This window comes from Anabaena sp. CCY 9402-a, from assembly GCF_963920945.1.
Lineage (GTDB): Bacteria > Cyanobacteriota > Cyanobacteriia > Cyanobacteriales > Nostocaceae > Trichormus > Trichormus minutissimus.
Map to the genome: position 1 here is coordinate 1 of NZ_CAWUDL010000085.1, position 25,541 is coordinate 25,541.

At 40.3% G+C, this 25,541-nt stretch carries 20 protein-coding genes, 1 tRNA gene, 4 pseudogenes and 1 riboswitch; of the genes and pseudogenes, 14 read left to right on the forward strand and 11 right to left on the reverse strand.

Going from position 1 to position 25,541, the window contains the following annotated elements; all coding sequences use genetic code 11:
* Positions 1-659: 659 nt before the first annotated feature.
* The 6 genes from ACM0OR_RS23715 to ACM0OR_RS23740 form a co-directional block, all read right to left on the reverse strand.
* Complete coding sequence (locus tag ACM0OR_RS23715) at positions 660-965, reverse strand: hypothetical protein (RefSeq protein ID WP_414579003.1); 306 nt, start codon at positions 963-965, stop codon at positions 660-662.
* A gap of 105 nt (positions 966-1,070) precedes the next feature.
* The gene (locus ACM0OR_RS23720) at positions 1,071-1,559 is read right to left on the reverse strand and encodes a plasmid segregation centromere-binding protein ParR (RefSeq protein ID WP_323267267.1); all 489 of its coding nucleotides are present in this window, start codon (positions 1,557-1,559) and stop codon (positions 1,071-1,073) included.
* 5 nt (positions 1,560-1,564) lie between these two features.
* The gene (locus tag ACM0OR_RS23725) at positions 1,565-2,710 is read right to left on the reverse strand and encodes a ParM/StbA family protein (protein WP_190698453.1); all 1,146 of its coding nucleotides are present in this window, start codon (positions 2,708-2,710) and stop codon (positions 1,565-1,567) included.
* A gap of 8 nt (positions 2,711-2,718) precedes the next feature.
* A complete protein-coding gene (locus tag ACM0OR_RS23730; RefSeq protein ID WP_190698456.1) occupies positions 2,719-2,874 on the reverse strand; it encodes a hypothetical protein in 156 nt (51 codons plus the stop codon).
* Positions 2,875-2,933: 59 nt separating this feature from the next.
* Positions 2,934-3,551: a DedA family protein gene (locus tag ACM0OR_RS23735; protein WP_414579004.1), complete on the reverse strand. Its 618-nt coding sequence runs from the start codon at positions 3,549-3,551 to the stop codon at positions 2,934-2,936.
* A gap of 158 nt (positions 3,552-3,709) precedes the next feature.
* The gene (locus ACM0OR_RS23740) at positions 3,710-4,792 is read right to left on the reverse strand and encodes a Gfo/Idh/MocA family oxidoreductase (protein ID WP_323267269.1); all 1,083 of its coding nucleotides are present in this window, start codon (positions 4,790-4,792) and stop codon (positions 3,710-3,712) included.
* 543 nt (positions 4,793-5,335) lie between these two features.
* Here ACM0OR_RS23740 and queC point away from each other — a divergent pair.
* Entirely contained in the window at positions 5,336-6,010 is a 675-nt protein-coding gene (gene queC, locus ACM0OR_RS23745; RefSeq protein WP_190698465.1) for a 7-cyano-7-deazaguanine synthase QueC, read from the forward strand.
* Positions 6,011-6,095: 85 nt separating this feature from the next.
* Here the strand turns inward: queC and ACM0OR_RS23750 are convergent, their stop codons facing one another.
* The gene (locus tag ACM0OR_RS23750; RefSeq protein WP_414579014.1) at positions 6,096-7,442 is read right to left on the reverse strand and encodes a hemolysin family protein; all 1,347 of its coding nucleotides are present in this window, start codon (positions 7,440-7,442) and stop codon (positions 6,096-6,098) included.
* A 193-nt stretch (positions 7,443-7,635) separates the two neighbouring features.
* On the reverse strand, positions 7,636-8,337 hold the full coding sequence (locus ACM0OR_RS23755; protein ID WP_190698471.1) for a hypothetical protein: 702 nt from the start codon (positions 8,335-8,337) through the stop codon (positions 7,636-7,638).
* A 205-nt stretch (positions 8,338-8,542) separates the two neighbouring features.
* On the opposite strand from ACM0OR_RS23755, the gene ACM0OR_RS23760 reads away from it, so the two are divergent.
* A tRNA-Ile gene (locus ACM0OR_RS23760) sits at positions 8,543-8,615 on the forward strand.
* Positions 8,616-9,118: 503 nt separating this feature from the next.
* Here ACM0OR_RS23760 and ACM0OR_RS23765 read toward each other — a convergent pair.
* The gene (locus ACM0OR_RS23765) at positions 9,119-9,553 is read right to left on the reverse strand and encodes a hypothetical protein (protein ID WP_414579005.1); all 435 of its coding nucleotides are present in this window, start codon (positions 9,551-9,553) and stop codon (positions 9,119-9,121) included.
* Positions 9,554-9,654: 101 nt separating this feature from the next.
* Between ACM0OR_RS23765 and pyrE the strand changes: the two genes are divergently transcribed.
* A complete protein-coding gene (gene pyrE / locus ACM0OR_RS23770) occupies positions 9,655-10,275 on the forward strand; it encodes an orotate phosphoribosyltransferase (RefSeq protein WP_414579006.1) in 621 nt (206 codons plus the stop codon).
* 239 nt (positions 10,276-10,514) lie between these two features.
* Here pyrE and thiC read toward each other — a convergent pair whose 3' ends face one another.
* Positions 10,515-11,888 carry a phosphomethylpyrimidine synthase gene (gene thiC / locus ACM0OR_RS23775; protein WP_414579007.1) on the reverse strand — a complete coding sequence of 458 codons (1,374 nt, stop codon included), beginning with the start codon at positions 11,886-11,888 and terminating at the stop codon, positions 10,515-10,517.
* Positions 11,889-11,895: 7 nt separating this feature from the next.
* A riboswitch (TPP riboswitch) is annotated at positions 11,896-11,992 on the reverse strand.
* Positions 11,993-12,121: 129 nt separating this feature from the next.
* Between thiC and ACM0OR_RS23780 the strand changes: the two genes are divergently transcribed.
* From ACM0OR_RS23780 to ACM0OR_RS23800, 5 genes and pseudogenes are all read left to right on the forward strand, one after another.
* Positions 12,122-12,727 carry an rRNA large subunit pseudouridine synthase E gene (locus ACM0OR_RS23780; protein ID WP_414579008.1) on the forward strand — a complete coding sequence of 202 codons (606 nt, stop codon included), beginning with the start codon at positions 12,122-12,124 and terminating at the stop codon, positions 12,725-12,727.
* Between the two features lie 151 nt (positions 12,728-12,878).
* Positions 12,879-14,234, forward strand: coding sequence for an ATP-binding protein (locus tag ACM0OR_RS23785; protein ID WP_414579009.1), 1,356 nt, complete (start codon positions 12,879-12,881; stop codon positions 14,232-14,234).
* A gap of 258 nt (positions 14,235-14,492) precedes the next feature.
* A complete protein-coding gene (locus tag ACM0OR_RS23790; RefSeq protein WP_414579010.1) occupies positions 14,493-16,511 on the forward strand; it encodes a serine/threonine phosphatase in 2,019 nt (672 codons plus the stop codon).
* A 227-nt stretch (positions 16,512-16,738) separates the two neighbouring features.
* The gene (locus tag ACM0OR_RS23795; RefSeq protein ID WP_414579011.1) at positions 16,739-18,067 is read left to right on the forward strand and encodes a protein kinase domain-containing protein; all 1,329 of its coding nucleotides are present in this window, start codon (positions 16,739-16,741) and stop codon (positions 18,065-18,067) included.
* A gap of 115 nt (positions 18,068-18,182) precedes the next feature.
* Positions 18,183-18,386, forward strand: a pseudogene (locus tag ACM0OR_RS23800) (four helix bundle protein); the annotation flags it as partial.
* Between the two features lie 35 nt (positions 18,387-18,421).
* On the opposite strand, the gene ACM0OR_RS23805 reads toward ACM0OR_RS23800, so the two are convergent.
* On the reverse strand, positions 18,422-18,640 hold the full coding sequence (locus ACM0OR_RS23805) for a DUF4327 family protein (RefSeq protein ID WP_190698503.1): 219 nt from the start codon (positions 18,638-18,640) through the stop codon (positions 18,422-18,424).
* Between the two features lie 804 nt (positions 18,641-19,444).
* On the opposite strand from ACM0OR_RS23805, the gene ACM0OR_RS23810 reads away from it, so the two are divergent.
* From ACM0OR_RS23810 to ACM0OR_RS23835, 6 genes and pseudogenes are all read left to right on the forward strand, one after another.
* Positions 19,445-19,837: a tetratricopeptide repeat protein gene (locus ACM0OR_RS23810; RefSeq protein ID WP_414579012.1), complete on the forward strand. Its 393-nt coding sequence runs from the start codon at positions 19,445-19,447 to the stop codon at positions 19,835-19,837.
* Positions 19,838-19,926: 89 nt separating this feature from the next.
* Positions 19,927-20,541: pseudogene (locus ACM0OR_RS23815) on the forward strand (class I SAM-dependent methyltransferase); the annotation flags it as partial.
* 219 nt (positions 20,542-20,760) lie between these two features.
* A pseudogene (locus ACM0OR_RS23820) lies at positions 20,761-22,224 on the forward strand (glycosyltransferase family 4 protein); the annotation flags it as partial.
* Positions 22,225-22,422: 198 nt separating this feature from the next.
* Positions 22,423-23,097 (forward strand): annotated as a pseudogene (locus ACM0OR_RS23825) (FkbM family methyltransferase); the annotation flags it as partial.
* Positions 23,098-23,227: 130 nt separating this feature from the next.
* Complete coding sequence (locus tag ACM0OR_RS23830) at positions 23,228-23,632, forward strand: hypothetical protein (protein ID WP_414579013.1); 405 nt, start codon at positions 23,228-23,230, stop codon at positions 23,630-23,632.
* A 56-nt stretch (positions 23,633-23,688) separates the two neighbouring features.
* Positions 23,689-25,308, forward strand: a complete 1,620-nt coding sequence (locus tag ACM0OR_RS23835) for an O-linked N-acetylglucosamine transferase, SPINDLY family protein (RefSeq protein WP_414579015.1) — start codon at positions 23,689-23,691, stop codon at positions 25,306-25,308.
* Positions 25,309-25,541: the final 233 nt, after the last annotated feature.

Sequence of the window (25,541 nt, forward strand, 5' to 3'; positions counted from 1 at the left end):
ATCTTCTCAAAGTTTTGTCCTGCATAGCTTAGAGTTGCCTTGTCACCCTCTAAGCTCAATCCCCGTTGGCTATGCCAATCCAGCATTTTGCGCCGACCTTCACTGACCAAGCCCCGTTGGGGCGGGGTGTGGGGTGTAGGGAAAAGAATAGCCCCAACACCTGGGTACAAGCCCCTACTTTTAAGTATGAAAATCTTTGTAAAAATGTGTTTTAAAATACGTAGTATTAGAAACACGAAGTCCTTGTTTGAAACCCCTACTTTTAAGTATGGGGTTCACTACACCCCACACCCTACCCCCTACACCCTGTTCATTTAGTTGAGCTTGCAGTTGACGATGAAGATGGGGGACTGACATAGGTAGTTTTTGTGTGGAAACTTGAGCATCCCATGTCTTCCCCCTCTGTGTCACCCTTGTCTCAGCAAAATTCCCCCTATATCAAGCCTTCAGGACTTTTCTGCACCACTAAGGTCATAGGGGTAAAAGTAGCCAAGACAGATTTTGCCGCCACGTAGGTATTGAGTTAGGTCGAGGGGAAGTATTATCTTCCGCCCCTCCCAATTAGAACCGGACGCGCGGTAGGGTGGGTAGCTAGCGAGTTACCATTATTGGCACTTTTCCAACCACCCCCCTCCAAACTACGCATGACCGTTTCCGTATCACGTAGCTTTCCAGTAATCTTTACGTTTGAGAGCTTCACCATCGTAGCGTCCGTATTGGATTTTCTCATGGCATTGACGGCAAACCACGAGGGTTTTACGTTTACGTGCCGACATTTTGAGCATCCATTCGGGGCGTTCCTTACAACCATGAGGCTTAATATCTGCTAATTTGCGGATATGGTGGACTTCAATATTGTCCGTTGCCCCACAAATTTCACATTTTTGGGCTAAAAGACGTTGAACAACTTCACTACGCCCGTTCCAGATATTATTAGCCGAACTGTCGTTAGATTTTAGGTTCAAACTAATTCAAAATTCCCAATCTATAGATATTAATAATCCTTAATAGTCAAAACTATTAAGGAGTTTTTATAGGAGCATGAGATGCTCACAATTTATGGTGCTTTGTTAAAAATCATCCAGAAACTGACTTAAACGACTAATAACTGGGTCAACCTCTTCTGGTGGTTCAACAGGATAGGTAGTAGTGTTGACTACATCTGCTGCTGGTGCGGGTGGAGGCGAAGAGTATATTACAGGTCGTTCTGTCACCATAATTGCCAGATGCGCCATTTGCTGCGTTAGTTGCAAAATTTGGCTCTCCAATGCCTCCAACCGATGGGATTCTTTGGCAAAAAAACGTTCCTCAAGGCCAGCCACTTGACGTTGCAGGTCATCGATTTTTTGTTCAACCGAAGCTATCTCTGCTGTTTTGAGACCAGGTTTTACGGATTCCGGTACGCATAGAGTTTGCCATAAGGCTTCTTTACAGAGGTCGCTGAAAGTTTTTTCTGGTTGTTTTTCTAAATAATTTTCTACAACCGCCAACAAACTTTCGTCAGCAACCTCTGGGTTGAACGTAACCGATTTAACTACCTTTTTTGACCATTGGAACATTCTTTTTAAGCCCTAGAAGAGCGACTGGAGGATAATTGCGCCTCTCCATAAATATACTGCCCCAAAGCGTTAGCTTGTCGAGAAGGAGCTGATAGGTGGGCGTTAATTTTCGCTTCTTTGAGTAGACGTTGCACATCTTCCCAGAAGAATTCTCCACCGCCGCCGGTGATGATTACGTCGGTGACACGTTCTGGCAACCAAGCTAAAACTCGACTGCAAATTTCTCGTGAAAACTGCTCAATGAGGTTGGGTAGAAAATCATCTAGGTTAGTAGGCTTGCTTGCGCCTTTGGGACGGTAGAAGCGATCGCCTTTGGGTTTGTTAACGGCAGAAATTAACGCTAGAGATTGACTATCTGCGCTCTCAATTTCAGCTGCTACCATCTCATAAAACTTGCTCATGCCGAAGTCTTCACTCTTAGAAGCACCACGAGCAAACCGGAAGTTATCCACCATCAATAAATCAATGGTTTGGTGTCCGATATCGACGATCGCCACAGATATTTTTGTAAAATCAGGGCTGCTACCACCTTTTTTGGGTTGGGCTTCTGACCATAACAAACTGCCATAGCCCTCTGGCATTACCCAAACTTTAGAGATATTCAAAGATAAAGATTCGCCCCGGAAGTTCAACATATGAGGCCCGGTGACTTGGCTGATTATCTGGGCTTTTTCTCGTTCAAATTGTTCTAACGAGAGGAAAGGTAGACCCAGGACTACAGAAATTTCATCTTTGAGTTTGAAGTAGCCAGCACACGCCAAAACTTTCACCAGTGCATCTTCCACTTTGGACTGGCCAACTCCTAAGTTAGCCCCAAAGTCTGCTGCTAGTTGACCAACGGCGTAGCCTTTGCCTTGATATTCCAGCCATAAGTCCATGAGAGGGTCAGTAGCACGAGCTTCAAACACGCCACCTCGTACCTGTTCGATGGACATTTGCTTGACGTTGGCAGGTACGAACATCACATTGTTAGGTTCGCGGCTCACACAGGTCTTTGTGGAGGTTCTGCCCAAATCGACACTGAGAATAGATTTGCCCAAACCATTATTAGATTTAGGCACTGTGGTATTGAGGGGGGTAGATGCTGATACCCTGTTTAAAGGGATGGCAGCAGCGTTCATCGGGGTAGCGGCGGAAGGTTGGTCAGTCATACAAGCTCCTAGTCCTTTCTTAACTGTAAAAAGTTACCATGCCTATCGTACAAATATGCGGGATACCAGAAATTTTCAGCTTCGTCAAGTGTAACTACAAATACGCCAAAATTTAAAGTTTTAATAAAATTTAGGCGATCGCTTTCTTCAGCATTATTTGGCATAGTGTAGGCGAATTTTTACCAGATGTAACCCCCAGTTGACAACTAAAAGTAACTGTTTTTCAAATTCTGCTATTTCTGCACTTACGTTTGAGTATCCAGGCGACAAATGCTAAAACCAAAATCCCAAGTACAATTTTGGATACAGGGGCTAGGTACTTATCCACAAGTTCATACTGACTACCCAACATATATCCTGAGTATGTTAGCAAACCAACCCAAGCTGCGCTACCTAATGTTGTATAAAATAAGAATGGTAGCAAACTCATATTGCTCATACCTGCGGGTACGGAAATCAAAGTCCGCACCCCAGGAACTAAGCGACCAATGAAAACTGCTTTATTACCTTGAGTCTCAAACCACCGCTTGGCTTTACTAATATCCTTGCTAGATACACCAATCCACTTGCCATACTTCCTAGCAAAGACCTTCAAACGCCTTTCCCCCCAAAATTTACCGGGATAATACCAAATAAGTGCGCCAGTGACAGAACCGAACAGTCCGGCAAAGAACACACCCAAGATATTTAGCCTTGAATCTGGAAGATTTGCTGTGTAACCTGCTAGTGGCATAATCAATTCTGAAGGAATTGGTGGAAACAGGTTCTCCACAAACATCAACAGAGCAATTCCGCCATAGCCTAAAGATTCAATAATATTTTTGATCCAATCCGATGACATACAATAGTTATCTCAAAACTTGATGTTTGTAGTAAGGACTTTAGTCCTTATGCTTTTGAGGACTAAAGTCCTCACTACGAACAACTAAAAAATAAAAAAGCAAAAGTCAAATTTTTTACTGTTGACTTTTGCCTTTTAACTTTTAACTTTTAACTTTTTTACGCTGTTGGAGTCAATGATTGCACTCTTGATTCAGACTCCCAATCTAATGGATTCCATACCCGTTCTTCCAGAGCCATCTGTTCAATTAAACTAGCTAGTCTCAAAGCCTTAAGTGCTTGTTCACCACCTACGGAGGGCTGATTACCACCGTGTACGCAGTTGACAAAATGTTCTAATTCTGCACTTAGGGGTTGAATGTTGGTAGTATAAACTTTTTCAATCAAACCATCTTGCCGATATAAAACTTGCTTATGATCGTTGAGAGAGTTAGCAGGTGTTTGTCGATGAATTAAAATTTCATTCTTGAGAAAATCTGCTTCAGTAAATGAGTTTTTACAGTGGGCAACGATACGGCGGATTTTACGGTGTGTGACTTTGCTGGCTGTCAAAGTGGCAACAATGCCATTGGCAAATCCCAAGGTAGCCGTCACATAATCTAAATAACCAGAGTCCAAGGAACGAGTACCACTAGCGGTTAATTTGGTTACGGGTGAAGCTGCTAATTCCAACAATAAATCAATGTCGTGAATCATCAAATCCAGCACCACCGAAACATCATTGGCTCGGTCAGAGTAAGGACTCATCCGGTGAGCTTCTAGTGCTAAAACTTCTTCTGTTTTCAGGACTTTGTGCAGCTCGCGGAAGGCTGGATTAAATCGCTCAATATGACCTACTTGCAGGATACACTGAGAATCAGCAGCAGCATTGACTAAGGATTCCGCCTCAGAAATACTAGCAGCAATGGGTTTTTCAATTAAGACATGAATGCCTGCCAAAAGACAGTTGATGCCCACAGCATAATGCAAGCGAGTGGGAACAGCTATGCACACAGCTTCTACATGGGGGAGCAGGTCACAGTAATCTTCAAAAAAACGCACCTTGTATTTACTGGCGGTTTCTAAGCCTCGTTCGACATTAATATCTGACACACCGACTAGTTCAACATCCTTCATTGAACTCAGTGTCCGGGCGTGATGTTGTCCCATGTTGCCTACGCCGATTACACCTATGCGAATCGGTCGTGGCTGGTTGCGCTGTGTATATGAATTTGGTTCTGCCACTGACATGCTATTTTGCACTATTGTTCTCTCCTCAACCACCAAATTTAGAGACGCTATGGCCGTTGGCGTTTATACTTGACAGCCGATTATTATCCGTCTAAAACCATCCAGATGGTAACATAGAGGCTCTGTTTATGAAGAATTTCAAAGTTTGCGATGAGTTCCCGTAATTTGGCTGTCTTTTGTATAGACATTGCTCAAGTGTACGGTTTTTTCTGTTATACACAAACTACAATCAGCCTTTTTATTACCTTTAAAAACCTAGTAGTTCTAAGTGGAAATATTTAAAAGACAGTTAGACAATAAATTATCTGGATTAAAGATTAGCAATTCCATTGTGAGGAAAATTACAAATTAATTAACAACAATATCATACTGGAATACTTACACAAAAAAAGATTTATCTAAGATGTCCACTACGGTTATACTCAAGTGATTTTTGCATAATTATTTGCATCCCTTAGAGATTTAACCAATGATTTTTACGGATAATCATCAGGAAAACCACGTTCTTTGCGGTGATTTTGATTTGGCGATTTACATTAAAAATTTGCAACGGAAATGAAAGCTGTAATTTTGTTGTCTGGGGGATTAGATTCTTCCACCATTCTTTACCAAGCAAAATCTGATGGTTGTGAGTGTTACTCAATGTCATTTGATTACCAACAGCGACATCGCCGAGAGTTACATTCAGCTTTGCTTGTAGGGCAAAAAGCTGAGGTTGTTCAACATCAGGTAGTTAACTTTGATTTAAGACAATGGGGTGGTTCAGCATTGACCGACGATGCGATCGCCTTACCTGAAGCCCGTTCTCTGGATGAGATGTCACAAAGTATTCCTGTAACCTACGTACCTGCACGGAACACAATATTTTTAAGTTTTGCTCTAGCCTATGCGGAAGCGATCGCAGCTGAACGTGTTTACATTGGAGTCAACGCCCTAGATTATTCAGGATATCCTGACTGTCGTCCTGACTATATCCAAGCAATGCAAGAAGTTTTCCGGTTGGGAACGAAACAAGGACGGGTTGGGCAACCAATCAAAATTGTTGCTCCCTTGCTGGAACTGAAAAAAACCGAAATTATCCAGCTTGGCAACCAATTAGGAGTACCTTGGGATCTCACTTGGTCTTGCTATGCCGGTGGTGATGTTGCTTGCGGTGTCTGTGATTCTTGCCGTCTGCGACTAGCCGCTTTCGCCGAATTAGGACTTGTTGATCCACTACCTTATGCTTAAGGTGGGCATTGGGCAATTTAATGCGTGGATTTTGGATTGATGATTTTGGATTGGGATTTAATCTAAAATCTAAAATTCTTATTCCCTATTCCTCCAACCGTCGCAGTTGAATTTGATGCAGGCGCGGCCCATCAACGGATACAACTGTGAATTCAAGATTTTCATAGCGAAAAAGTTCGCCCATATGAGGCATTTTCTGTAATTGGTAAAGTAAAAAACCAGCTAGGGTCTGATATTCCTTGGTTAAGGGTAAATTGAGATGCAACACTTCGTTGAGGTCTTCTAAGTTAACCTGGGCTTGGACTAAAAATGTTTGGGGATCTAACATCTCAATGAGCAAATCGTCACTGGTTTGAGATTCGCCCACATCGCCAATAATTTCCGCAATTACATCTCGGATAGTCAAAAGCCCTACTGTTCCCCCAAATTCATCTACGACTATCACCATAGCTGGCTTTTCTTGCTGCATCATCGGTAAGAGTTCACTTAGATGCGTATTTTCTAGTACAAACCGAGTTGGACGCATCCAAGCTTGAATTTGACTGTTTAAATTGAGTTGTCCCGTAGCTAAGGGTTTAGCTAAATCCCGAAAGTAAACAATTCCTCGAATGTCGTCTAAAGATTCACCGATGATGGGATAACGAGAATGCCCAGTAGAGAGCATTTCTTGAAGTAAGGTATCAAAAGTAGCATCTTTGGACAAAGAAACAATACTAGTACGAGGAATCATCACATCTTGGGCTGTGACATCACCAAATTCAAAAACATTATTGAGCAATTCTCGTTCTGTAGTTTCTAAGCCAGTAGATTCATATTCTGTGGAAATAATTAGCTGTAACTCTTCAGGCGTTACAGGCGGCCGCCAACTTTGGCCGGTGTATTCAATCCTAAAGAGTCGCAACAGATAACTAGTAGATTGGTTGAGAATCCAGATAAAGGGGCTGAAAAAACGCACGATCGCTTTAACTGAAGGCCCTAAAAACCGAGCCAACTGCTCAGAATAGAGCATGGCTACTGATTTAGGGCATAACTCCCCTAAAACAATTTGCAGATAGGCAATTAAAAAAAAGGTGAGAGGAATTGATATGGAATGAGCGATCGCACTACTCATACTGGCGGTTAAAGGAAAGGATTTGAGCCATGAACCGATGACCACCACAATCGAACTTTCACCAATCCACCCCAGAGCCAAACTAGAGAGGGTAATACCTAGCTGGGTTGTTGATAATACTCTATCAATACTACGTTGCAGTGTTTCGACTGCGATCGCTGGGATATCACCAGCCTGAACTAGTTGATGAATACGCGATCGGCGTACTGTCACCATAGAAAATTCTGCTGTTACAAAAAAAGCATTGATTAAAATCAGTAAGAGTACCGATAACAACCGCAGCCCCACATCTGTCAAGCTCAAACTAGGAAATTCATTCACCGCCACAGCTCATACAAAACTCTTCCTCTTGGGGATTGGGGAATTGAGCAGAAAAAAGTCAAAAGTTATTAGTTTTCCTCCCTTCCCCAATCCCCAATCCCCAGCTTTTCAATTTTGGATTTGCAATTTTGGATTTCAGATTATTCAATCCAAAATCTAAAATTTAAAATCTAAAATTCCTAGTCCCCAGTCCCTATCTATCTACAGGAATATTTGATACTTCTAGCTTCAGTTTTTGATCAGGATAATCTGTCAGAGCAAGGGATACTTTCTTCACATCATCTAGTAAAGCTGTAGGGATGCTCACTGTACCAGAAAATGCCGGGCCACTTGCGGGTAATTCTGCTGGTAATCCCTCTGTACTTGCACTCAGAGTTCTACCTTGATCGTCAGTCACATCTAAGAAACTATACAAAAAGCGCACAGAATCAGCACCTTTATTCTGCATTTTGACTTTCAGTAGTAAATCACCACCAGAGTATCGAGCAGATTGCACGGCGAAAGTTACACCTTCACTTTCAGCCGTCACAGGAAATCCTGCTTGTGGCTTCTCTTCAACTACTACCTCCGTTTTTTGTTTTTGCTTCTGCTTGCGGTTGTTAATTTCCTCATCGTCTTCATCTAGCTTGTCTGAGTTAGCGACTTTAGCTTTACCTTCAATTCGCGCCTTAACAGTTTTCAGGATGTCCTCCTCTTTTAAGAGTGTCACTTCTCCAGATTGGGAGCTATTGGACTTAGTGCTAGCAAATTTGCTAGGGGGACGACTATCTGGCGTGGTGACACCTTTGAGTGCAGAACTTCCCAAGTTAAACCCCAAAAATGCACTGACAGAACCTGACCCCAACATAAGGATTAACAAAACCAAAGTAAGAATTACAGTAGAATTTATCTTCATTGCTGACAAGCTATTGCAAAAGAATGCTGGTCTATATTAGCTGAAGTATATTAAGAGTGTTAAAGCTGTATCTTAAAATCTTTAAGATAACTTAATTAATCATAGTCTGCACTATGCCATAAATAAATTGTGTAGTATAAAAATCAATTAAGACCATTTGCGATGGTACACAAAGCCTAAACAATAGGATACAATCTAATTCTAACCAGGGTTGGCCGAGCGGTTGAGGCAGCGAACTCATAATTCGCCCAAGGCAGGTTCAACTCCTGCACCCTGGATTTAATCAGTGATGAGTGCTGAGTTATGAGCTATGAGTGCTGAGTTATGAGCCTTAAGTGATCAATAAGAGTATTTTTAAGTGACTACAGTACAAAAACTAGGTCTAAAAGCCAAATACTGTCAACTGCCCCACCCACAAGGGGATAGGGCTTGAAACTAACCGAGAGACTCGGCTGAAACATACGGGTAATTGACCGTACCCTGTCTCCCCGGCACAGCCGAACTGTTTGTAGGGAGAAGAATTTGAATCCATTTCACGAGAGTGAATACAGATTCAATTATTTCTACCTTCACCGACAAACCACTTTTTCTTATCAACTGGTGTTGCATTTAAGAAATGTCATGTCTCAAGTAGATAATCTTATTGTACCAAAGTTCCTGGCTCGCTTACATCCCCACCCACAAGGGGATGGGGTTTTACGCTCGATCAATAAATTGTTTCACTCACTACTCACTACTCACTACTCACTACTCAGCACTCACCACTCACCACTCACCACTCCTATCTTTGTAGTGAAGTATCAAAGCGAAATTCTGTCCCTACCTTTAACTTATTAGCATTCAAGCGGGGGGACATAAGCAGCGATGAATTGTAAGGATTTGGTAAATCTGGTGTACGAAGATAAGGATCATTCATTGATTGCTGTGTTAAGACATCTTTATAAAGAGTATTTAGCAATTCCGCATCACGGGCAATCTCATTTTCGGGGAAGGAATTGCGGAAACCAGAGCCAGAACCCAAAAATGAGTCTAATTGACGTTTGGGGGTAGTATTTTCATAAAAATTGCGATCATGGCGGAAATAAGCACGCTCAAATACATCACTTGTGCTTTCATAATTGGGTACTTCTGACTCAGCATTAGCGATCGAGGGAAAAGCCATACCAGTAGCTAAAAGCACTAACAAACCACTAAGAGACTTAAATTTTATACCCATCTTGTTTACTCCTCAATTTTTGGGTAAATCTTAACTTATGCTTAAGTTCAGAACTCTTATGAGTTCAACCTTTGGTGTAGCATAACTTTTAGTGTTTTGTAATGACGTATTCTACTGAAACCCTTACCCAGTCAGATAATTGGGCAGCTACTGCGGATGTCACTAATCTGCGTCAAAAACTACTGGATTTATTTTGTCAACTCGCCTATCAAGAGGGTGATTTTATTCTTTCTTCTGGACAACCCAGTTCTTACTACATCAACGGTAAGCAGGTAACACTCCATCCCCAAGGTGCTTTAGCAATTGGTCGCATCCTCTTATCTCTATTACCTTCAAATACTCAAGCTGTAGCTGGTTTAACACTGGGGGCTGATCCGATTGTATCGGCGGTGAGTGTAGTTTCTGCTTATGAAAATCGACCAATTCCAGCCTTGATTATTCGCAAAGAAGCTAAAGGTCATGGGACTAAGGCGTATATTGAAGGGCCAAATTTACCTGAAGGTGCAAAGGTGGTGGTGTTGGAAGATGTCGTCACGACTGGACAATCTGCGATGAAAGCCGTTGAACGACTCAGGGCTGCTGGTTATGTTGTTGATGAAGTGATTTCACTAGTAGACAGACAACAAGGGGGAGCAGAATTTTACCAGTCTGTCGGGTTGAAGTTTGAGGTGGTGTTTACGATTAAAGACCTGCAAGAACGGTATCGAGAATTGGGGAATTAGTTGGGGAATTTTAGGGTCGCATAGCGACTCTCCCAAGCAAATTTTTGATTCATTCCTCACTTGCTCAGATGGTACAACAATTGAATCTCCCCAATTTTTTAAGCAATCCATAAATACAATTAAAAAAGCCAGTAGACAGCAGGCAAAGCTGGGAATGCTGTCAGAGTAATTCTTCAGGGGAGCATAGTAATCTCAGGTATTTAATCAGGTGGGCAATGAATGATGCCCACCCTACGTTACTAACTTTGCGTTACAGGTTCTTTTGCCAAGAACTTCTCTAGTTCAGTCAGCGCATCAGCATCAACTTTGGTTTGCATGGGGCAGAATTTAGGGCCGCACATGGAACAAAACTCAGCAGTTTTGTAAATATCTGCTGGTAACGTTTCATCATGGTATTCTTTCGCTCTTTCCGGGTCGAGTGATAATTCAAACTGACGATTCCAGTCGAAATTATAACGAGCATGAGAGAGTTCATCGTCTCTGTCTCTTGCGCCTGGACGATGTCTAGCAATGTCGGCAGCATGGGCGGCTATCTTGTAAGCAATCAGACCATTTCGCACATCTTCGGCATTGGGTAGTCCCAAATGCTCTTTTGGTGTAACGTAGCATAGCATTGCTGTACCATACCAGCCAGCCATCGCCGCACCAATTGCGGAAGTGATATGGTCATAACCTGGTGCAATGTCTGTCACCAAGGGGCCAAGTACATAGAAGGGGGCTTCAGAACACTCTTCCATCTGCTTTTTGACGTTGAACTCAATTTGATCCATTGGGACGTGTCCTGGCCCTTCTACCATGACTTGGACATCATGTTCCCAAGCTTTGCGAGTGAGTTGTCCGAGGGTTTTGAGTTCGGCTAACTGGGCATCATCGGAGGCATCATGAGTACAGCCGGGGCGGAGAGAATCCCCTAGACTGAAGGAGACATCATATCTTTTGAAAATCTCAATAATGTCGCGGAAATGGGTGTAAAGTGGGTTCTGTTTGTGGTGATGCAGCATCCACCGCGCCAAAATACCACCACCACGGGAAACAATACCGGTGATGCGGCTTCTTACTAAAGGTAAATGTTCGATCAAAATCCCGGCGTGGATGGTTTGATAGTCTACCCCTTGCTGGGCGTGTTTTTCGATGATGTGCAGAAAGTCTTCTGGCGTGAGGTTCTCAATTGTGCCGTGGACGCTTTCTAAAGCTTGGTAAACTGGCACTGTACCAATGGGAACGGGGGAGGCGTTGATGATAGCAGTACGAATTTCATCTAAGTTACCGCCACCTGTGGACAAGTCCATCACGGTATCAGCACCATACTTCACCGCTAAATTTAATTTATCTACTTCTTCTTGAAGATTGGAAGAGTTGGGTGAAGCACCGATGTTAGCATTAACCTTACACTTAGAGGCAATGCCGATCGCCATTGGCTCTAAGTTGGTGTGATTAATATTCGCAGGGATAATCATTCGTCCCCGCGCCACTTCCTCTCGAATCAGATCAGCAGGTAGATTTTCTCGTTGGGCGACATACTGCATTTCTTCGGTGATGACACCCTGACGTGCGTAGTGCATTTGAGTTACATTGCTTTGCCCACTACGTTTAGCAACCCATTCTTTCCGCATATGAAATTCCCTCGATAAACAGCTTCCCTTCGCTGGTATTACCCAGTCTCAGGTGTTAAGGGTGTGATCTCAGCCTGTTGGTGCAAGCACCCCTAGCATGGATGTAGTGTATCACCTTGTTTATGGGTGGGGACAAGAAGGTTAACAATTTATAAGGTGTGAAGCTGTTTAGGTAAGCTGACTATTAGGTAATTGGGGAGACAATTCAGTAGAGGTGCAGGGGAAAATAACTAATGACTAATGACTATCGCTATATTATTTTTCACAAACCCTATGGTGTCTTGAGCCAGTTTACTCAGGAAACTCCCAAACATCAGACCCTCAAGGACTATATCGATGTACCGGATGTTTATGCTGTGGGGCGATTGGATTGGGATAGTGAAGGGTTATTGCTATTAACCAACGATGGGAGGTTGCAGCATCGTCTGTCTGATCCGCGTTTTGGACATCAACGGACTTATTGGGTACAGGTAGAGCGTATTCCTGATGTAGATGCTATAACCAGATTACAAACAGGGGTAGAAATTCAAGATTACCGCACGCGACCAGCACAGGTCAGGTTATTACCAGCAGATCCGCCTGTGTGCGATCGCCATCCGCCAATTAGATTTCGCAAAAATGTGCCTACAGCTTGGTTAGAAATGACCTTAACAGAAGGTAAAAATCGCCAAGTACGGCGCATGACTGCGGCGGTGGGGTTTCCGACTTTGCGTTTAGTCAGGGTGAGCATAGCTCATTTGCGCTTAGATGGTCTAGCTTTAGGTGAGTGGCGAGATTTAACGCCATCGGAAGTTAAACTGCTACATAATTCGCCTGCAAAGCGGGATAAAGAATCATAGCTAGGCGTAGATAGAAAATTTTCCAAGGTGCAGAAAGCATAATAATCTTTTTATTTGCTGATTTTTACCAGAAAGCCAGGAAAAACACTATAATGCTGTTTTTTTATTCCCAAATAGTCAACATCCGCCTTGGAGCGCAATTTTAACTCTTATGAGCCTAAATCAGCGTAGACGCATAGCTGCTTCTCCTCAGACATCGCTTTGGACTCAAACTCACCAACTAAATATCTTGTCTGCAAATCCTACTTGCTTAGAACTTGTACCTGAACCAGGCTCTAATTTAGAACTGGGGTTAGCCGAACAGCTACGCCATACCCAAGTGGAACTGCAACGGTATCGGATGCTGTATGAAAATATTCCGTCTGTGTACTTGAGTTTAGATGTAACAGGGTTAATTTTATCTGTTAACCAGTTTGGAGCTAATTGTCTCGGCTACACACGAGAACAATTAATTCAACAGCCCATTTTAAAATTGTTTGGCGAGTCAGAGAAACAAAGGCTAGCTGATGAATTTAAAGCCTTATTGACAGATGCCGCAGAAAGTGCAGTTAACTGTGGCGATTTTCGTTTAGACTGTCCCCTAAGTCAAATAAAATGGGTAAAAGTAACACTGCGGTTTCTACCTGATTATGAGGTTCACAAGCCAGTAATTATTATGCTTTGTGAAGATATTACTGCTCACAAGCAAGCAGAAGACACTAGGCGAGCCAATGAATCATCCCGCCATACGCTGTTACATAATGAACAAGATAATCAAGTATTAATACCAGATAAATTAGAAGAACTAGAAAGCCTCACTCGTCTGAAAGAAGAATTTATCAGTACGGTTTCCCACGAATTACGTACACCCCTCACTAATATGAAAATGGCGATTCAGATGTTGGGAATCGCACTACGTAAAGAGCAGAAATTTGAAGGGAATACAGAAATTTCTAAAGCAGCTTGCTATTTTGAGATTTTAAATAATGAGTGCGATCGCGAAATAAATCTTATTAATAATTTTCTTGATTTAAAGCGTCTAGAGCGCGACTCTCAACCTTTGGTATTAGAAACAATTCAAATCCAGCAATGGCTATGGCAAGTGGTGGAGAAATTTAAACAACTTAATTTTCACCTTTGTCAACAAAATTTCAGCATCAAGATACCTCACTCTCTACCGCCTCTAGCCTGCGATTCATCTAATTTAGAACGTATATTCATAGAACTACTCAGCAATGCCTGTAAATTCAGCCCTCCAGATACAGCCATTATCATTTCTGCCGAGAAAAAAGCCAACAACATCCTCTTGCAAGTCATTAATTCCGGTGTAGAAATTCCTAGCACTGAATTACCCCGCATTTTTGACAAATTTTATCGCATTCCTACTAACGACCCTACCAAGCAAGGCGGTACAGGCTTAGGATTGGCATTAGTGCAGAAACTGACCCAACAATTGGGCGGTACAATTACAGTTGAGAGTAGGTCAAATCGTACCTGTTTTACTATCCAACTTTCGCTGAAAGGATAAATTCACGCATTGAATAACTTCTGCCCTTCTGCACTCCCTGCTCCCAATCCCCAATCCCCATTCCCCCATTTCACCAAAATTCCCTTGTCGATGTCTGAAATATTTAGCTAATATGCGTCACAATTAATACTGCCACCAAAATTCACGGGTGAAACCACAATTTTTTGTAGGTCTACTGTAGGCAGGTGCGGCCAATTGTGGCACTTTGGATCTTAGTGGCTAGAAGCACCTTGGAACAGGAATTAAGGAACTTCCACTATGCTAATTTGTCCTGAGTGTCAATTTGAAAACCCTAACGCTAACAAATTCTGTCAAAAATGTGGTGCTTCCTTGTCCTACAAGGTATGTCCTAAATGTAGTACCGATGTTCCTGTCAATGCTCTACAGTGCCATAACTGTGGTGCAGACTGTGGAACAGTTTGGTGGGCGATTGTTAAGAAAGAAGGGATTGGGGAACTCGCGGCCCCCTGTGGGGATAAGGGGCAATGGGGATTGGAAGCAGGGGGTGCAGAGGAGGAGGAAAACATTGATGAGGAAATGCCCGATGCCTCGTTCCCAATGCCTAATGATCCAGTTTTGCCACCACAATTCTCTGTAGGCTCTTATTTAGATCAAGAGCAACGTTATCAGTTTTTGGCAACGCCATTACCCCAGAATGCTGAAGTGTGTGCCAGGGTTTTAGATTGTCAACCTTATCAAGTCTCACTAGTGGAGACTATATTAGCTAATCAACGACAGGGCTTGATTGCGCCAGTGGCAGAACCCAATGGGATTCCCAAAATTGCAGAGGCTTACATTTCTTTACAATCCCCCCATCACCCAGAAATACCGAAAATTCATGATGCTTGGCAAGATGGTGATGTGCAGGTGATACTCATTGAAGACCGTTCTGATTGGCAGTCTCTACTAGATTCGTGGAAGAAAGAAACAACCAGTTCGTCACAAATTTTACACTGGTGTTATCAAATGACCCAACTCTGGGTTTTACTAGAACCACTTAACTGTCATTACAGTTTGTTAGATTTGTCGAATCTGCGTTTGGATGAAGACCAGTCACTAGGGCTACAAAAACTGTACGGAGAAACACGGGATAATCAAATATTGTCTGAATTACAAGAGGAGGAAGAAGAACCTTTGGGGCTTTCAGCAGAGCCTTTAACTTTAAGAGCTTTGGGACGAGTTTGGCAGGCGTTGTTTAGAAGTTCACAACGTACTCAATTTGGGTTATTAATACAAGTTTTGGATGATTTAGAGCAAGGTACTATTCAAACGATCGCACAATTGCGATCGCGTTTACAAGAAGTAGCCACAGAATTAGAAGTTACAACATCCCCCATTTTTCAGCCAATGGAAGCAGAACAAACAACTTCACCCACTCTCTTACAAGTAGATGATTTTGAAGATTCTGCCAGTAGAGCGGATGACCTACCGACAGTTGTCTTATCAGTACAGTTAAGCAGTTTAGAAGATGCAGGATGCACTGATGTTGGTCGTCAACGTCAGCATAATCAAGACTGCTTCGGCATTGCAACTAAAATTGAAAAAGTAGATTTACCCAAAAACCGCTCTTTACAAGCACAAGGGTTATATATTCTCTGCGATGGTATGGGCGGACACGCGGGCGGTGAGGTAGCCAGTGAATTGGCAGTCCAGACCCTGCGGCAATATTTTCAAGAACACTGGAATACTCATCAACTACCGACCGAAGAAATCATTCGGGAAGCGGTTTATTTAGCTAATGAGGTAATTTACGGGCAGAATCAACAAGATGCCCGTTCTGGGGTGGGACGCATGGGTACTACCTTGGTGATGCTCCTGATTCAAGGTAATCAAGCCGCCGTTGCCCACGTGGGAGATAGTCGCCTCTACCGCCTGACTCGCAAGCGGGGCTTGGAACAATTGACGGTAGATCATGAAGTTGGTCAACGAGAAATCAATAGAGGTGTAGAAGCTAGTATCGCTTATTCTCGTCCTGATGCTTATCAACTGACTCAAGCCTTGGGGCCTCGTGACGAAACTGCCATTAATCCTGATGTCGAGTTTTTCGATATTAGTGAGGATAGCCTGTTTATTCTGGTTTCTGATGGTCTATCAGACAATGACTTACTAGAAACTTACTGGGAAACCCACCTCCAACCCTTATTAAGTTTTGCCAATAACTTGGAACAAGGTGTCACAGGATTAATCGACTTGGCAAACCAATATAACGGTCATGACAACATTACTGCTATACTTATCCGGGCAAAAGTGCGCCCGAATGTGGGAAGTAGGGAATAATCAATTCAAAATTCAAACCCTCTTAGGGAACGAAGAAATCAAAGGGTAGAAGTTAAAAGACAAAAAAAGAATCTTCTTATTTTTAACTTTTTTTGCCCTGTCCCCAATCCCCAGCTTTTCAATGAGTGGATTTGCAATTTTGAGTTTTGGATTGAATAATCTAAAATCCAAAACCCAAAATCTAAAATTCCCAGTCCCCAGTCCCTAACTCTTATCCAGGTTGTATTGTGGTTACTCTCACTTTGTTAGAACCGCAACAAAAAACACCCCTCAAACAGTGGTGCTTTGAAAATTCCGCCGTGATTCGGATTGGTCGAGCGGCGGATAATCATGTTGTTTTAACTGATAGTTTGGTTTCCCGGCATCATCTCGAAATTCGGCAAGTTAGTTCTGCTAAGAATGCTGGCTCATGGCAAATAATTAGTAAAGGTACAAACGGCACTTTTCTAGACGGTGTACTGGTAATTCAGGGTTCGTTGCCTAATAATGCCCAGCTACAACTGGCGCAGGGTGGGCCAATCTTGCAGTTCCAGATTCAGGAGGAGACGACACCGAATCCTAATTTTCAATTGCCTACGGTGGGCGGAACGCCAACGCCTACGGTGGGGCATAACCCATTATCTGCTGCTGGTGAGATACCGGGAAATATTGCTAAACCAGTTATTTCTAGTAGCAAGTCGAGTGGTTCATCCCACAGTTGTAAGCATGAAGGTAATGCTCCTGGGAATCTGTTCTGCGTTCATTGTGGTCAGCCTATCACTGTACAGCAGACAATTCGCCGTTACCAGGTGTTGCGAACTCTGGGACAGGGAGGTATGGGTACTACTTATCTGGCTTGGGATGGAGATAGCTTGATTGCGGGACGCCAGCAATTATTCGTGTTGAAGCAAATGAATGCTGATATGGCGAAAATTGCTAAAGCTCAGGAATTGTTTGAACGGGAGGCTAACACCCTTAAATGCCTGAATCATCAGGGAATTCCTAAGTATTATGACTTTTTTGTAGAAGCTGGTAAAAAATACTTGGCAATGGAATTAGTTCATGGACAAGATTTGGAAAAACGAATCTATACCACTGGGCCAGTTACACCAAAGCTAGCGATCGCCTGGATGATTCAAACCTGCGATGTTCTAGATTACCTTCATAGCCAAGAACCACCACTAATCCACCGCGATATTAAACCCGCTAACCTGATGGTGCGGAATGCAGATAATCAAATAGTTGTGCTGGATTTTGGCGCAGTTAAGGAAATTGGCACAACCCCAGGTACTCGTATAGGTGCAGAGGGTTATTGCGCTCCCGAACAGGAACGGGGACAACCTCTGACACAATCTGATTTATATGCGATCGGACCAACACTAATTTTTCTGCTTACAGGTGAAAACCCGTTCAAGTTTTATCGCCAAAAAGGACGTAACTTTCACTTCGATGTGAGCAAAATTCCTACTGTTACGCCCCAACTAAGAGAGATTATCGAGCGCGTTACCGAACCTTTACCACGCGATCGTTATCAAACGGCGAAGGAATTAGCCCAAGTATTAGCTAATTGTCATTAAGGGACTGGGGATTGGGGATTGGGGATTGGGGATTGGGGATTGGGGATTGGGGATTGGGGATTGGGCAATTGGTGACAATCCTTCATAAAATTGAAGGACTTTTTATTGGCATGATATGGCAGATAGGGGTTTTGAGTCTTTAGACTTCTATCAAGACAGTCTCAAGTTATTAAAAGCTGCTTATCGACTGGCAAACAGATTACCAGATTGTGAATGTTACAATCTGAGCTATCAGTTACGCAGAGCAGCTTTTAGCATTTTGCTGAACATAGCTGATGGCTACGGACGCTATCACTATTTAGATAGATTGCGCTTCATGTATATTGCTCGTGTCCCCAGTCCCCAGTCCCCAATCTATTCCTCATCCCACGTTTCAACATCAAGTAAATCGCCGATTGGGTCTTGCATAGTGAAACCGAAATCTAGCAGTTCCTGTTTCCAGTGCTGCCAGTCATTGCCATAAAGCAGCGCAATTTTCCAAATGCTATCATTTGGCTTGATAATATTCGATTCAAGGAGTGATTGCACGTTACGCTGCAATTTCACCATTGGGTGAATTACTTGCTGAGTCATAACCTCTATATCAATTGAAAATTTTATTGGGTAAATGAAATGCTTAATCAAAACTGCTTTCCGTCTTGCAAATGTCAACAATGCGTAGAGTGTGTTTTTGGCAAAGCTAGTCTTAACTTTCTTACTATACCATAACAAACTCTGCTCATTTATGATGAAATTCGGTTTTGTACGGTAATTACTCCACAAAACTTAGATTTCACCAAGCACATATAGTGAATGCAGGAAGAAAAAACCTGTCGTCCTCAAGGTTGCAATAACAGCAGAAGCAGGGACGACTTGTAAAAACTTATTTTTTGTATCTACCAGAATCTGTGCAATTTTTATAAAGCCCATAAAATACTGGCTGATTGAAGATGTCGAAAGAACAGTGAGCGAATGTTTGCTCTGTAGGTTCAACCGTTATACACAATAACGCAAACATCTAAAGTTAAATCAAACCATTGTAAATCTTAACATAGATTTAATTTTTCTCTAGAGATTAAGCAGACATATCAAAATTGGGTATCGAAATTTTCTCCCCTGTCCCCTGTCTCCAGTCCCCACTGAGCCTACTAGTTCTCTCCGTTCCCTCTGGGAAGTGCAATCCCCTTCGTACAGCACGGAGTAAATCAAGCTACCATTTCAAACAGGCACAAGTCTTGATATACAAACTTTTTGACTTTTGACTTCCGCCTTGCGGCACTATTTCCCTTCAAACATGAAAAGTTTTTAGTTCAGATGTTAGTTTCTGGGTGGTAATTGGGTAATCTCTTATCTAGAAGATTGCTGTAACTAAGTATTTACCACAAGTAACGTAAAAATATGGCTAGTCCAGGAGAAGAATATTTAATTGCTCGTAAAAAGCAGATTGAACGGAAAACAAGGATTGTAACAATAGTTTCGGTTATTGGTTTTGTAGGTTCAACGGTTTTTGCAGTCGTTCCAGCAATTCAACAGGCTATCCAGAATCCGCAGCCAGTAACTACCACTACATCTCTTGAGTCTTCATTACAAGAACAAGCTAAAGGTTATGACTTAGTTTTACAGCGAGAACCAAATAACCAAATCGCATTGGAGAAGCTTTCTTTAGCGCGGGTGCAGTTGAAAGATTTTAAAGGCGCAATAGAGCCTTTGGAGAAGTTGATTAAGCTGCATCCTGATAGACAAGATTATAAGGTTATTTTGGAGGATATTAAGAAGCGCGAAAAAAAATAATAAAAATAAAACTAAACCTAACTAATGAATAATAGTTGACTTATTGTGAGCATTTCTTATTCAAAAAAATATAAAGGGTATAAATTTTTATGTCGATAAAATGTAAAGTCTGTGAATCTGATGCAATTTTTTTTGCTGACACCATTTTGTTAGGTAAATATAATGTAAATTATTTTCAATGTTCTAATTGTGGCTTTGTTCAAACAGAAGAACCCTATTGGTTAACAGAAGCTTATTCTGATGCTATCGCTAAAACTGATGTTGGTCTAGTATTCCGCAATCATCATCTTTCACAAAGAACATCTCAAATAATTTTTCATGTTTTTGATCATGAGGATAAATTTTTAGACTACGGTGGTGGTTATGGTCTTTTCGTTAGGATGATGAGGGATTTAGGTTTTGATTTTCATTGGTTTGATAAATTCTGCACTAATTTGTTTGCTCAAGGTTTTGAAATAGATAAAAACGAAAATAACAATTATGAATTAGTAACGGCATTTGAAGTTTTTGAGCATTTTGTTAATCCTATTGAAGAAGTAGAAAATATTCTCCAATTTTCTAAAAATATTTTATTTGGTACAGAACTTTTACCAGAAAATAACCCTAAACCTGATGAATGGTGGTACTATGCAACTCATGAGGGACAGCATATATCACTATATACATTTGAAGCTTTATCAGTAATTGCGAATAAATATAATTTAAATCTTTACTCTAATGGTAAATCTTTACACTTACTAACCGAAAAGAAACTATCCTCTGATATTTTTTATAATGCGTGCCACGGTAATTCTAATAATTTCATAAAAGAATCTTTACTGCAAAGTGACTATTCCAAAGCTGTTACATCACTAATTAATCATCATTATCCTAATTATGTAAATGGTCAAAAAACAGAAATTGAATCTGCCTCAAAAAATCTAACTATATTAATAGATGGTGTATTCTTTCAACTTTATAAAACAGGTATTGCTCGTGTCTGGAAATCTTTGTTAGAAGAATGGGCAAGCAATAGTTTCTCTAAGCATATTATTGTACTTGATCGTGTAGGAACATCTCCTAAAATTCCTGGTATTAGATACCTGACTATACCAAGCTATGACTATGATAACACCGACGCTGATCGTGAAATGCTACAGCAAGTGTGTGATCAAGAAGGTGCAGATTTATTTATCTCTTCCTACTACACTACACCAATTATAACGCCTTCTGTATTCATGGCTTATGACATGATACCAGAAGTTATGGGATGGGATATGAATAATCCCATGTGGCAAGCAAAACATCAGGCTATCAAACAAGCGTTTACTCACATAGCAATTTCAGAAAATACTGCGCGTGATCTGGCAAGATTATTTACTCATATCTCTAGAGAATCTGTAACGGTAGCGCACTGTGGTGTGAAGAATCCGCTATTACCAGCAGCATCTTCAAAAGTTAATAGTTTTAAAACGAAATATGGTATTACAAAACCTTATTTCCTCTTGGTTGGGACAGGTAGTGGTTATAAAAATGGTATTTTGTTCTTCCGAGCTTTTTCACAACTTGCTAACAGCTATGGATTCGATATAGTTTGTACAGGCGTTGGGGGTGCGTTAGCATCTGAATTTAGAGCATATACATTAGGTAGTGTTGTTCATACATTACAACTCAGTGATGAAGAGTTAGCAATAGCTTATTCTGGTGCGATCGCATTAGTTTATCCTTCTAAATATGAAGGATTTGGAATGCCGATAATAGAGGCAATGGCTTGTGGTTGTCCTGTAATTACTTGTCCTAATGCTTCGATTCCAGAAGTTGCAGGAGAAGCTGCAATATATGTAAATGATGAAGATGTAGATGGATTGGCAAATGCACTATGTGAGGTGCAAAAACCGTCTATTCGCCAATCATTAATTAGTGGGGGTTTAGCTCAAATACAAAAGTTTTCTTGGTCTAAAATGTCAGAAATTGTTAGCTCCGCTTTAATTGATGCGACTCTTCTATCTTTAAACCTTAAAGAAATTAATTTAATTATTTTTCCTGATTGGTCACAATCAGAAGAGTCAATCAATTTAGAGTTAGCGCAAGTAATTAAGACACTAGGAACTCATTCTGAGAGTAGCAAGATTACTTTACTGATTGATACTACTAATAGCGCGAATGAAGATGCTGAATTATTACTATCTAGCATTACAATGAATCTTCTAATGGAGGAAGATTTAGATATTACTGATGGATTAGAAATTTCTCTGATAGGAAATCTGGCTAACATTCAATGGGAAACTTTACTACCTCGTATCAATGCTAGAATTGTTTTAAAATATGAGCATCATCAAGCTTTGTCGCAAGTCGCAATAAATAAAATACTATCTTGCGAAATTAATAATTTAAATCATCAAATAGATAATATATTACAAGAGTTGAATCAAGAAAAAAATAAAATATTTAAACATTTACCTACTTACAATATCAGAGAAATACCAATTATTATTCCCGATGATCACGCGTTGCCATACTACCAGAGTAGGTTTAGACTTTATGATAAGTTTATTGGTGTTATAGCTAAACATTTACCAAACAATCAAGATTGTATAATTGATATTGGAGCAAATATTGGTGATACAACAGCTTTGTTACTCCAATATTGCTTAAACCCAATTTTATGTATAGAGGCTGATGAAGATTTTTTCCAGATTATGGAATATAATCTTTCACGATACAGACAAAGAGCAACTATTGTGAATTCTTTTGTCTCAGGAAATAACTTTAATAATGTGGAATTGCTAAAAAATAAAGGTACGGGGAGAGCAGTAGAAAGTAAAAATAAGATTATGAAATCAGATTCATTAGAATCTATATTTCTTGATAAAAATCTGGGTAAATGTATACTTTTAAAAACGGATACTGATGGATTCGATTTTGAAATTCTTTTATCTTCTTTAAACTTAATAAAAAAAGACAATCCAATATTATATTGGGAAAACGAGATTTCGTCTCAAAAAGACATATATCAGGCGAAAAATTTATTGGATAAATTATCAGAAATGAATTATAAAAACTATATTGTTATGGATAATTTTGGTAATCCCTTAATTTATGGATGTTCATCTTTATTTGTAGAGCAAATAAATGAGTATTTATTTAATAATGTTAATAACAAAACTAATACTTTTTATTATACAGATATAGTAGCTTTCCCTGATAAATATAGTCATATTATTACAAAAATAATGTCAGAATATAATGATTTTGTTAAAAGTTCAGAAGTATATCCATGATTCCTATTTATAAACAATTAATTCCTGCATTCTTAGCACAAAAATAAAGGTTGTTTTGTCAAAAATACCAGGATAAATTGTTATTTGTGCTTTAACTGTTGTTGCTTTTGTGTCATGATATCTAAAAGAGATGAATTTAATTATTTTTCCTGATTGGTCACAATCAGAAGAGTCAATCAATTTAGAGTTAGCGCAAGTAATTAAGACACTAGGAACTCATTCTGAGAGTAGCAAGATTACTTTACTGATTGATACTACTAATAGCGCGAATGAAGATGCTGAATTATTACTATCTAGCATTACAATGAATCTTCTAATGGAGGAAGATTTAGATATTACTGATGGATTAGAAATTTCTCTGATAGGAAATCTGGCTAACATTCAGTGGAAGGCTTTACTCCCACAAATTCATGGACGAATTATTTTAGAACATGAAAATCAACAAGCACTGATACAAGCAAAAACGGAAACTCTCACATCTTATAAACTAGAAAGTTTTAGTCAAGTCCGAGATGAAGAGTTTTTTTTTGCTTAAGTAAAAAATTATTTAGCCAAGGAAGATGGCAAGACGCGATCGCCTCATATCAAAAACTGCTAGAATTACACCAAGGTAGTGCAGATATCCACTGGGATTTAAGCCAGTGTTATAGAAATTTAAACTTGCTAGATGAGTATTTTCAGACTCTAGAGCAAGGAATTAAACTTTATCCTACTGACGGTAGATTTCATTTTGCATTGATTATTGACTTGCGGCGTAATCGGCGTATTCAAGAAGCTATTGTAAGTGCGGAAAAGGCTTGTCAAGATTTACCTGATGATTATACATTTAAGATTCTTAAATATTTGACAGTTCCAAGTATTTACAATAATCAAGAAGAAATACCATTTTATCGCCAACGCTATACTCAAGGATTGCAAGATTTAATTGAGCAAACATCTCTCAATACTCTTGAAGACAAACAGAGTGCTTTAGCTGGTATAGGTCGGCTAACTAATTTTTATTTATCATATCAAGCACAAAATGATATAGATTTACAACGTCAATATGGGAAGTTAGTACATGAAATCATGGCGGCTAATTTTCCTCAATGGGTTGCCCCTTTAGCTATGCCTAAACTACAACATAATCAAAAAATTCGGGTTGGTTATGTTTCCCATTATCTGCATTCTTATAGTGGTACACTCTGGTTAATTGGCTGGTTAAAATACTGTGATCATAAAAATTTTGAAATTTACTGTTATTACACAGGTAATGAACCAGATGCAGTGACCAATAATTTTAGAGAATATAGTGATTGCTTTCACCATATTCCTTACAATTTATCGGGTGTTTGTCAACAAATAATTGCGGATAATTTACACATTTTAGTGTATCCAGAAATTGGCATGAATCCCCAAACTTTACTCATGGGTGCTTTGCGATTAGCACCAGTTCAATGTGTTGCTTGGGGACATCCTATAACCACTGGTTTATCTAATATTGATTACTTTTTGTCTAGCGAGTTAATGGAAGCAGAAAATGCTCAAGAGCATTATTCAGAAAAATTAATTCGCTTACCGAATATTGGTGTTTCTTACCCTAAACCTTATATTCCACAAGTTGTTAAAAGCCGTGCTGATTTTGGCTTGTCAGATAATGATGTTCTCTATTTATGCTGTCAAGCACCGTTTAAATATTTACCACAATATGATTTTATTTTTGCGGAAATAGCGTGCCGTGTGCCGCAAGCTAAATTTATATTTTTGCGTGGTACTTTACTTCAAGAACGCCTACAAAAAGCTTTTGCTGCTTTAGGGCTAAAATTTGAGGATTACTGTGTATTTCTTAGTATTCCAGAAAGATTTGACTATCTGATGATTAACTTACTTTCAGATGTTTACTTAGATACATTTACTTGGTCTGGTGGTAATACTACCTTAGAAGCGATCGCTTGTAATCTTCCTATTGTTACTTGTCCTGGCGAATTTATGCGGGGTCGTCACTCTGATAGCTTTTTGAAAATGATAGGAGTGACAGATACTATCGCTCAAAATGAAGCGGAATATATTGATATTGCTGTCAAATTAGGACAGAATCCTGCTTGGCGACGGGATGTTTCAGAACGCATTAGTCAGCGTCATGACAAATTATTTGATGATAAAGTTTGTGTTGCAGGCTTGGAAGCATTCTATAAACAAGTTGTTGAAAAAGCCTACATTCACTCAAACTAAGAAAACAACAAAAAATAAATTATCCCAAATTTAAGTTTAGTAGAGTGCGTCAGTATGAATAATTTTTCAGTATTGCTAGATTGTTTCACACTGACGCACCCTAAATTTTGGATATTTTTGATCTTAAAGTCGTTAAAATTAACGTGAGTTCGACGAGTTTTAAAAACCCCTCTCCAAACCTCTCTCCTTGTAGGCTACGGTGTACACACAAGTAGACCCAGAGCGAGTTTCCA

Bases quoted from the DNA above. Each gene is read 5' to 3' on its own strand.
- ACM0OR_RS23720 (WP_323267267.1), bottom strand. From the start codon at position 1,559: ATGTTCCAATGGTCAAAAAAGGTAGTTAAATCGGTTACGTTCAACCCA.
- ACM0OR_RS23725 (WP_190698453.1), bottom strand. From the start codon at position 2,710: ATGACTGACCAACCTTCCGCCGCTACCCCGATGAACGCTGCTGCCATC.
- ACM0OR_RS23730 (WP_190698456.1), bottom strand. From the start codon at position 2,874: ATGCCAAATAATGCTGAAGAAAGCGATCGCCTAAATTTTATTAAAACT.
- ACM0OR_RS23735 (WP_414579004.1), bottom strand. From the start codon at position 3,551: ATGTCATCGGATTGGATCAAAAATATTATTGAATCTTTAGGCTATGGC.
- queC (WP_190698465.1), top strand. From the start codon at position 5,336: ATGAAAGCTGTAATTTTGTTGTCTGGGGGATTAGATTCTTCCACCATT.
- ACM0OR_RS23755 (WP_190698471.1), bottom strand. From the start codon at position 8,337: ATGAAGATAAATTCTACTGTAATTCTTACTTTGGTTTTGTTAATCCTT.
- ACM0OR_RS23765 (WP_414579005.1), bottom strand. From the start codon at position 9,553: ATGGGTATAAAATTTAAGTCTCTTAGTGGTTTGTTAGTGCTTTTAGCT.
- pyrE (WP_414579006.1), top strand. From the start codon at position 9,655: ATGACGTATTCTACTGAAACCCTTACCCAGTCAGATAATTGGGCAGCT.
- thiC (WP_414579007.1), bottom strand. From the start codon at position 11,888: ATGCGGAAAGAATGGGTTGCTAAACGTAGTGGGCAAAGCAATGTAACT.
- ACM0OR_RS23780 (WP_414579008.1), top strand. From the start codon at position 12,122: ATGACTAATGACTATCGCTATATTATTTTTCACAAACCCTATGGTGTC.
- ACM0OR_RS23785 (WP_414579009.1), top strand. From the start codon at position 12,879: ATGAGCCTAAATCAGCGTAGACGCATAGCTGCTTCTCCTCAGACATCG.
- ACM0OR_RS23790 (WP_414579010.1), top strand. From the start codon at position 14,493: ATGCTAATTTGTCCTGAGTGTCAATTTGAAAACCCTAACGCTAACAAA.
- ACM0OR_RS23805 (WP_190698503.1), bottom strand. From the start codon at position 18,640: ATGACTCAGCAAGTAATTCACCCAATGGTGAAATTGCAGCGTAACGTG.
- ACM0OR_RS23810 (WP_414579012.1), top strand. From the start codon at position 19,445: ATGGCTAGTCCAGGAGAAGAATATTTAATTGCTCGTAAAAAGCAGATT.
- ACM0OR_RS23830 (WP_414579013.1), top strand. From the start codon at position 23,228: ATGAATTTAATTATTTTTCCTGATTGGTCACAATCAGAAGAGTCAATC.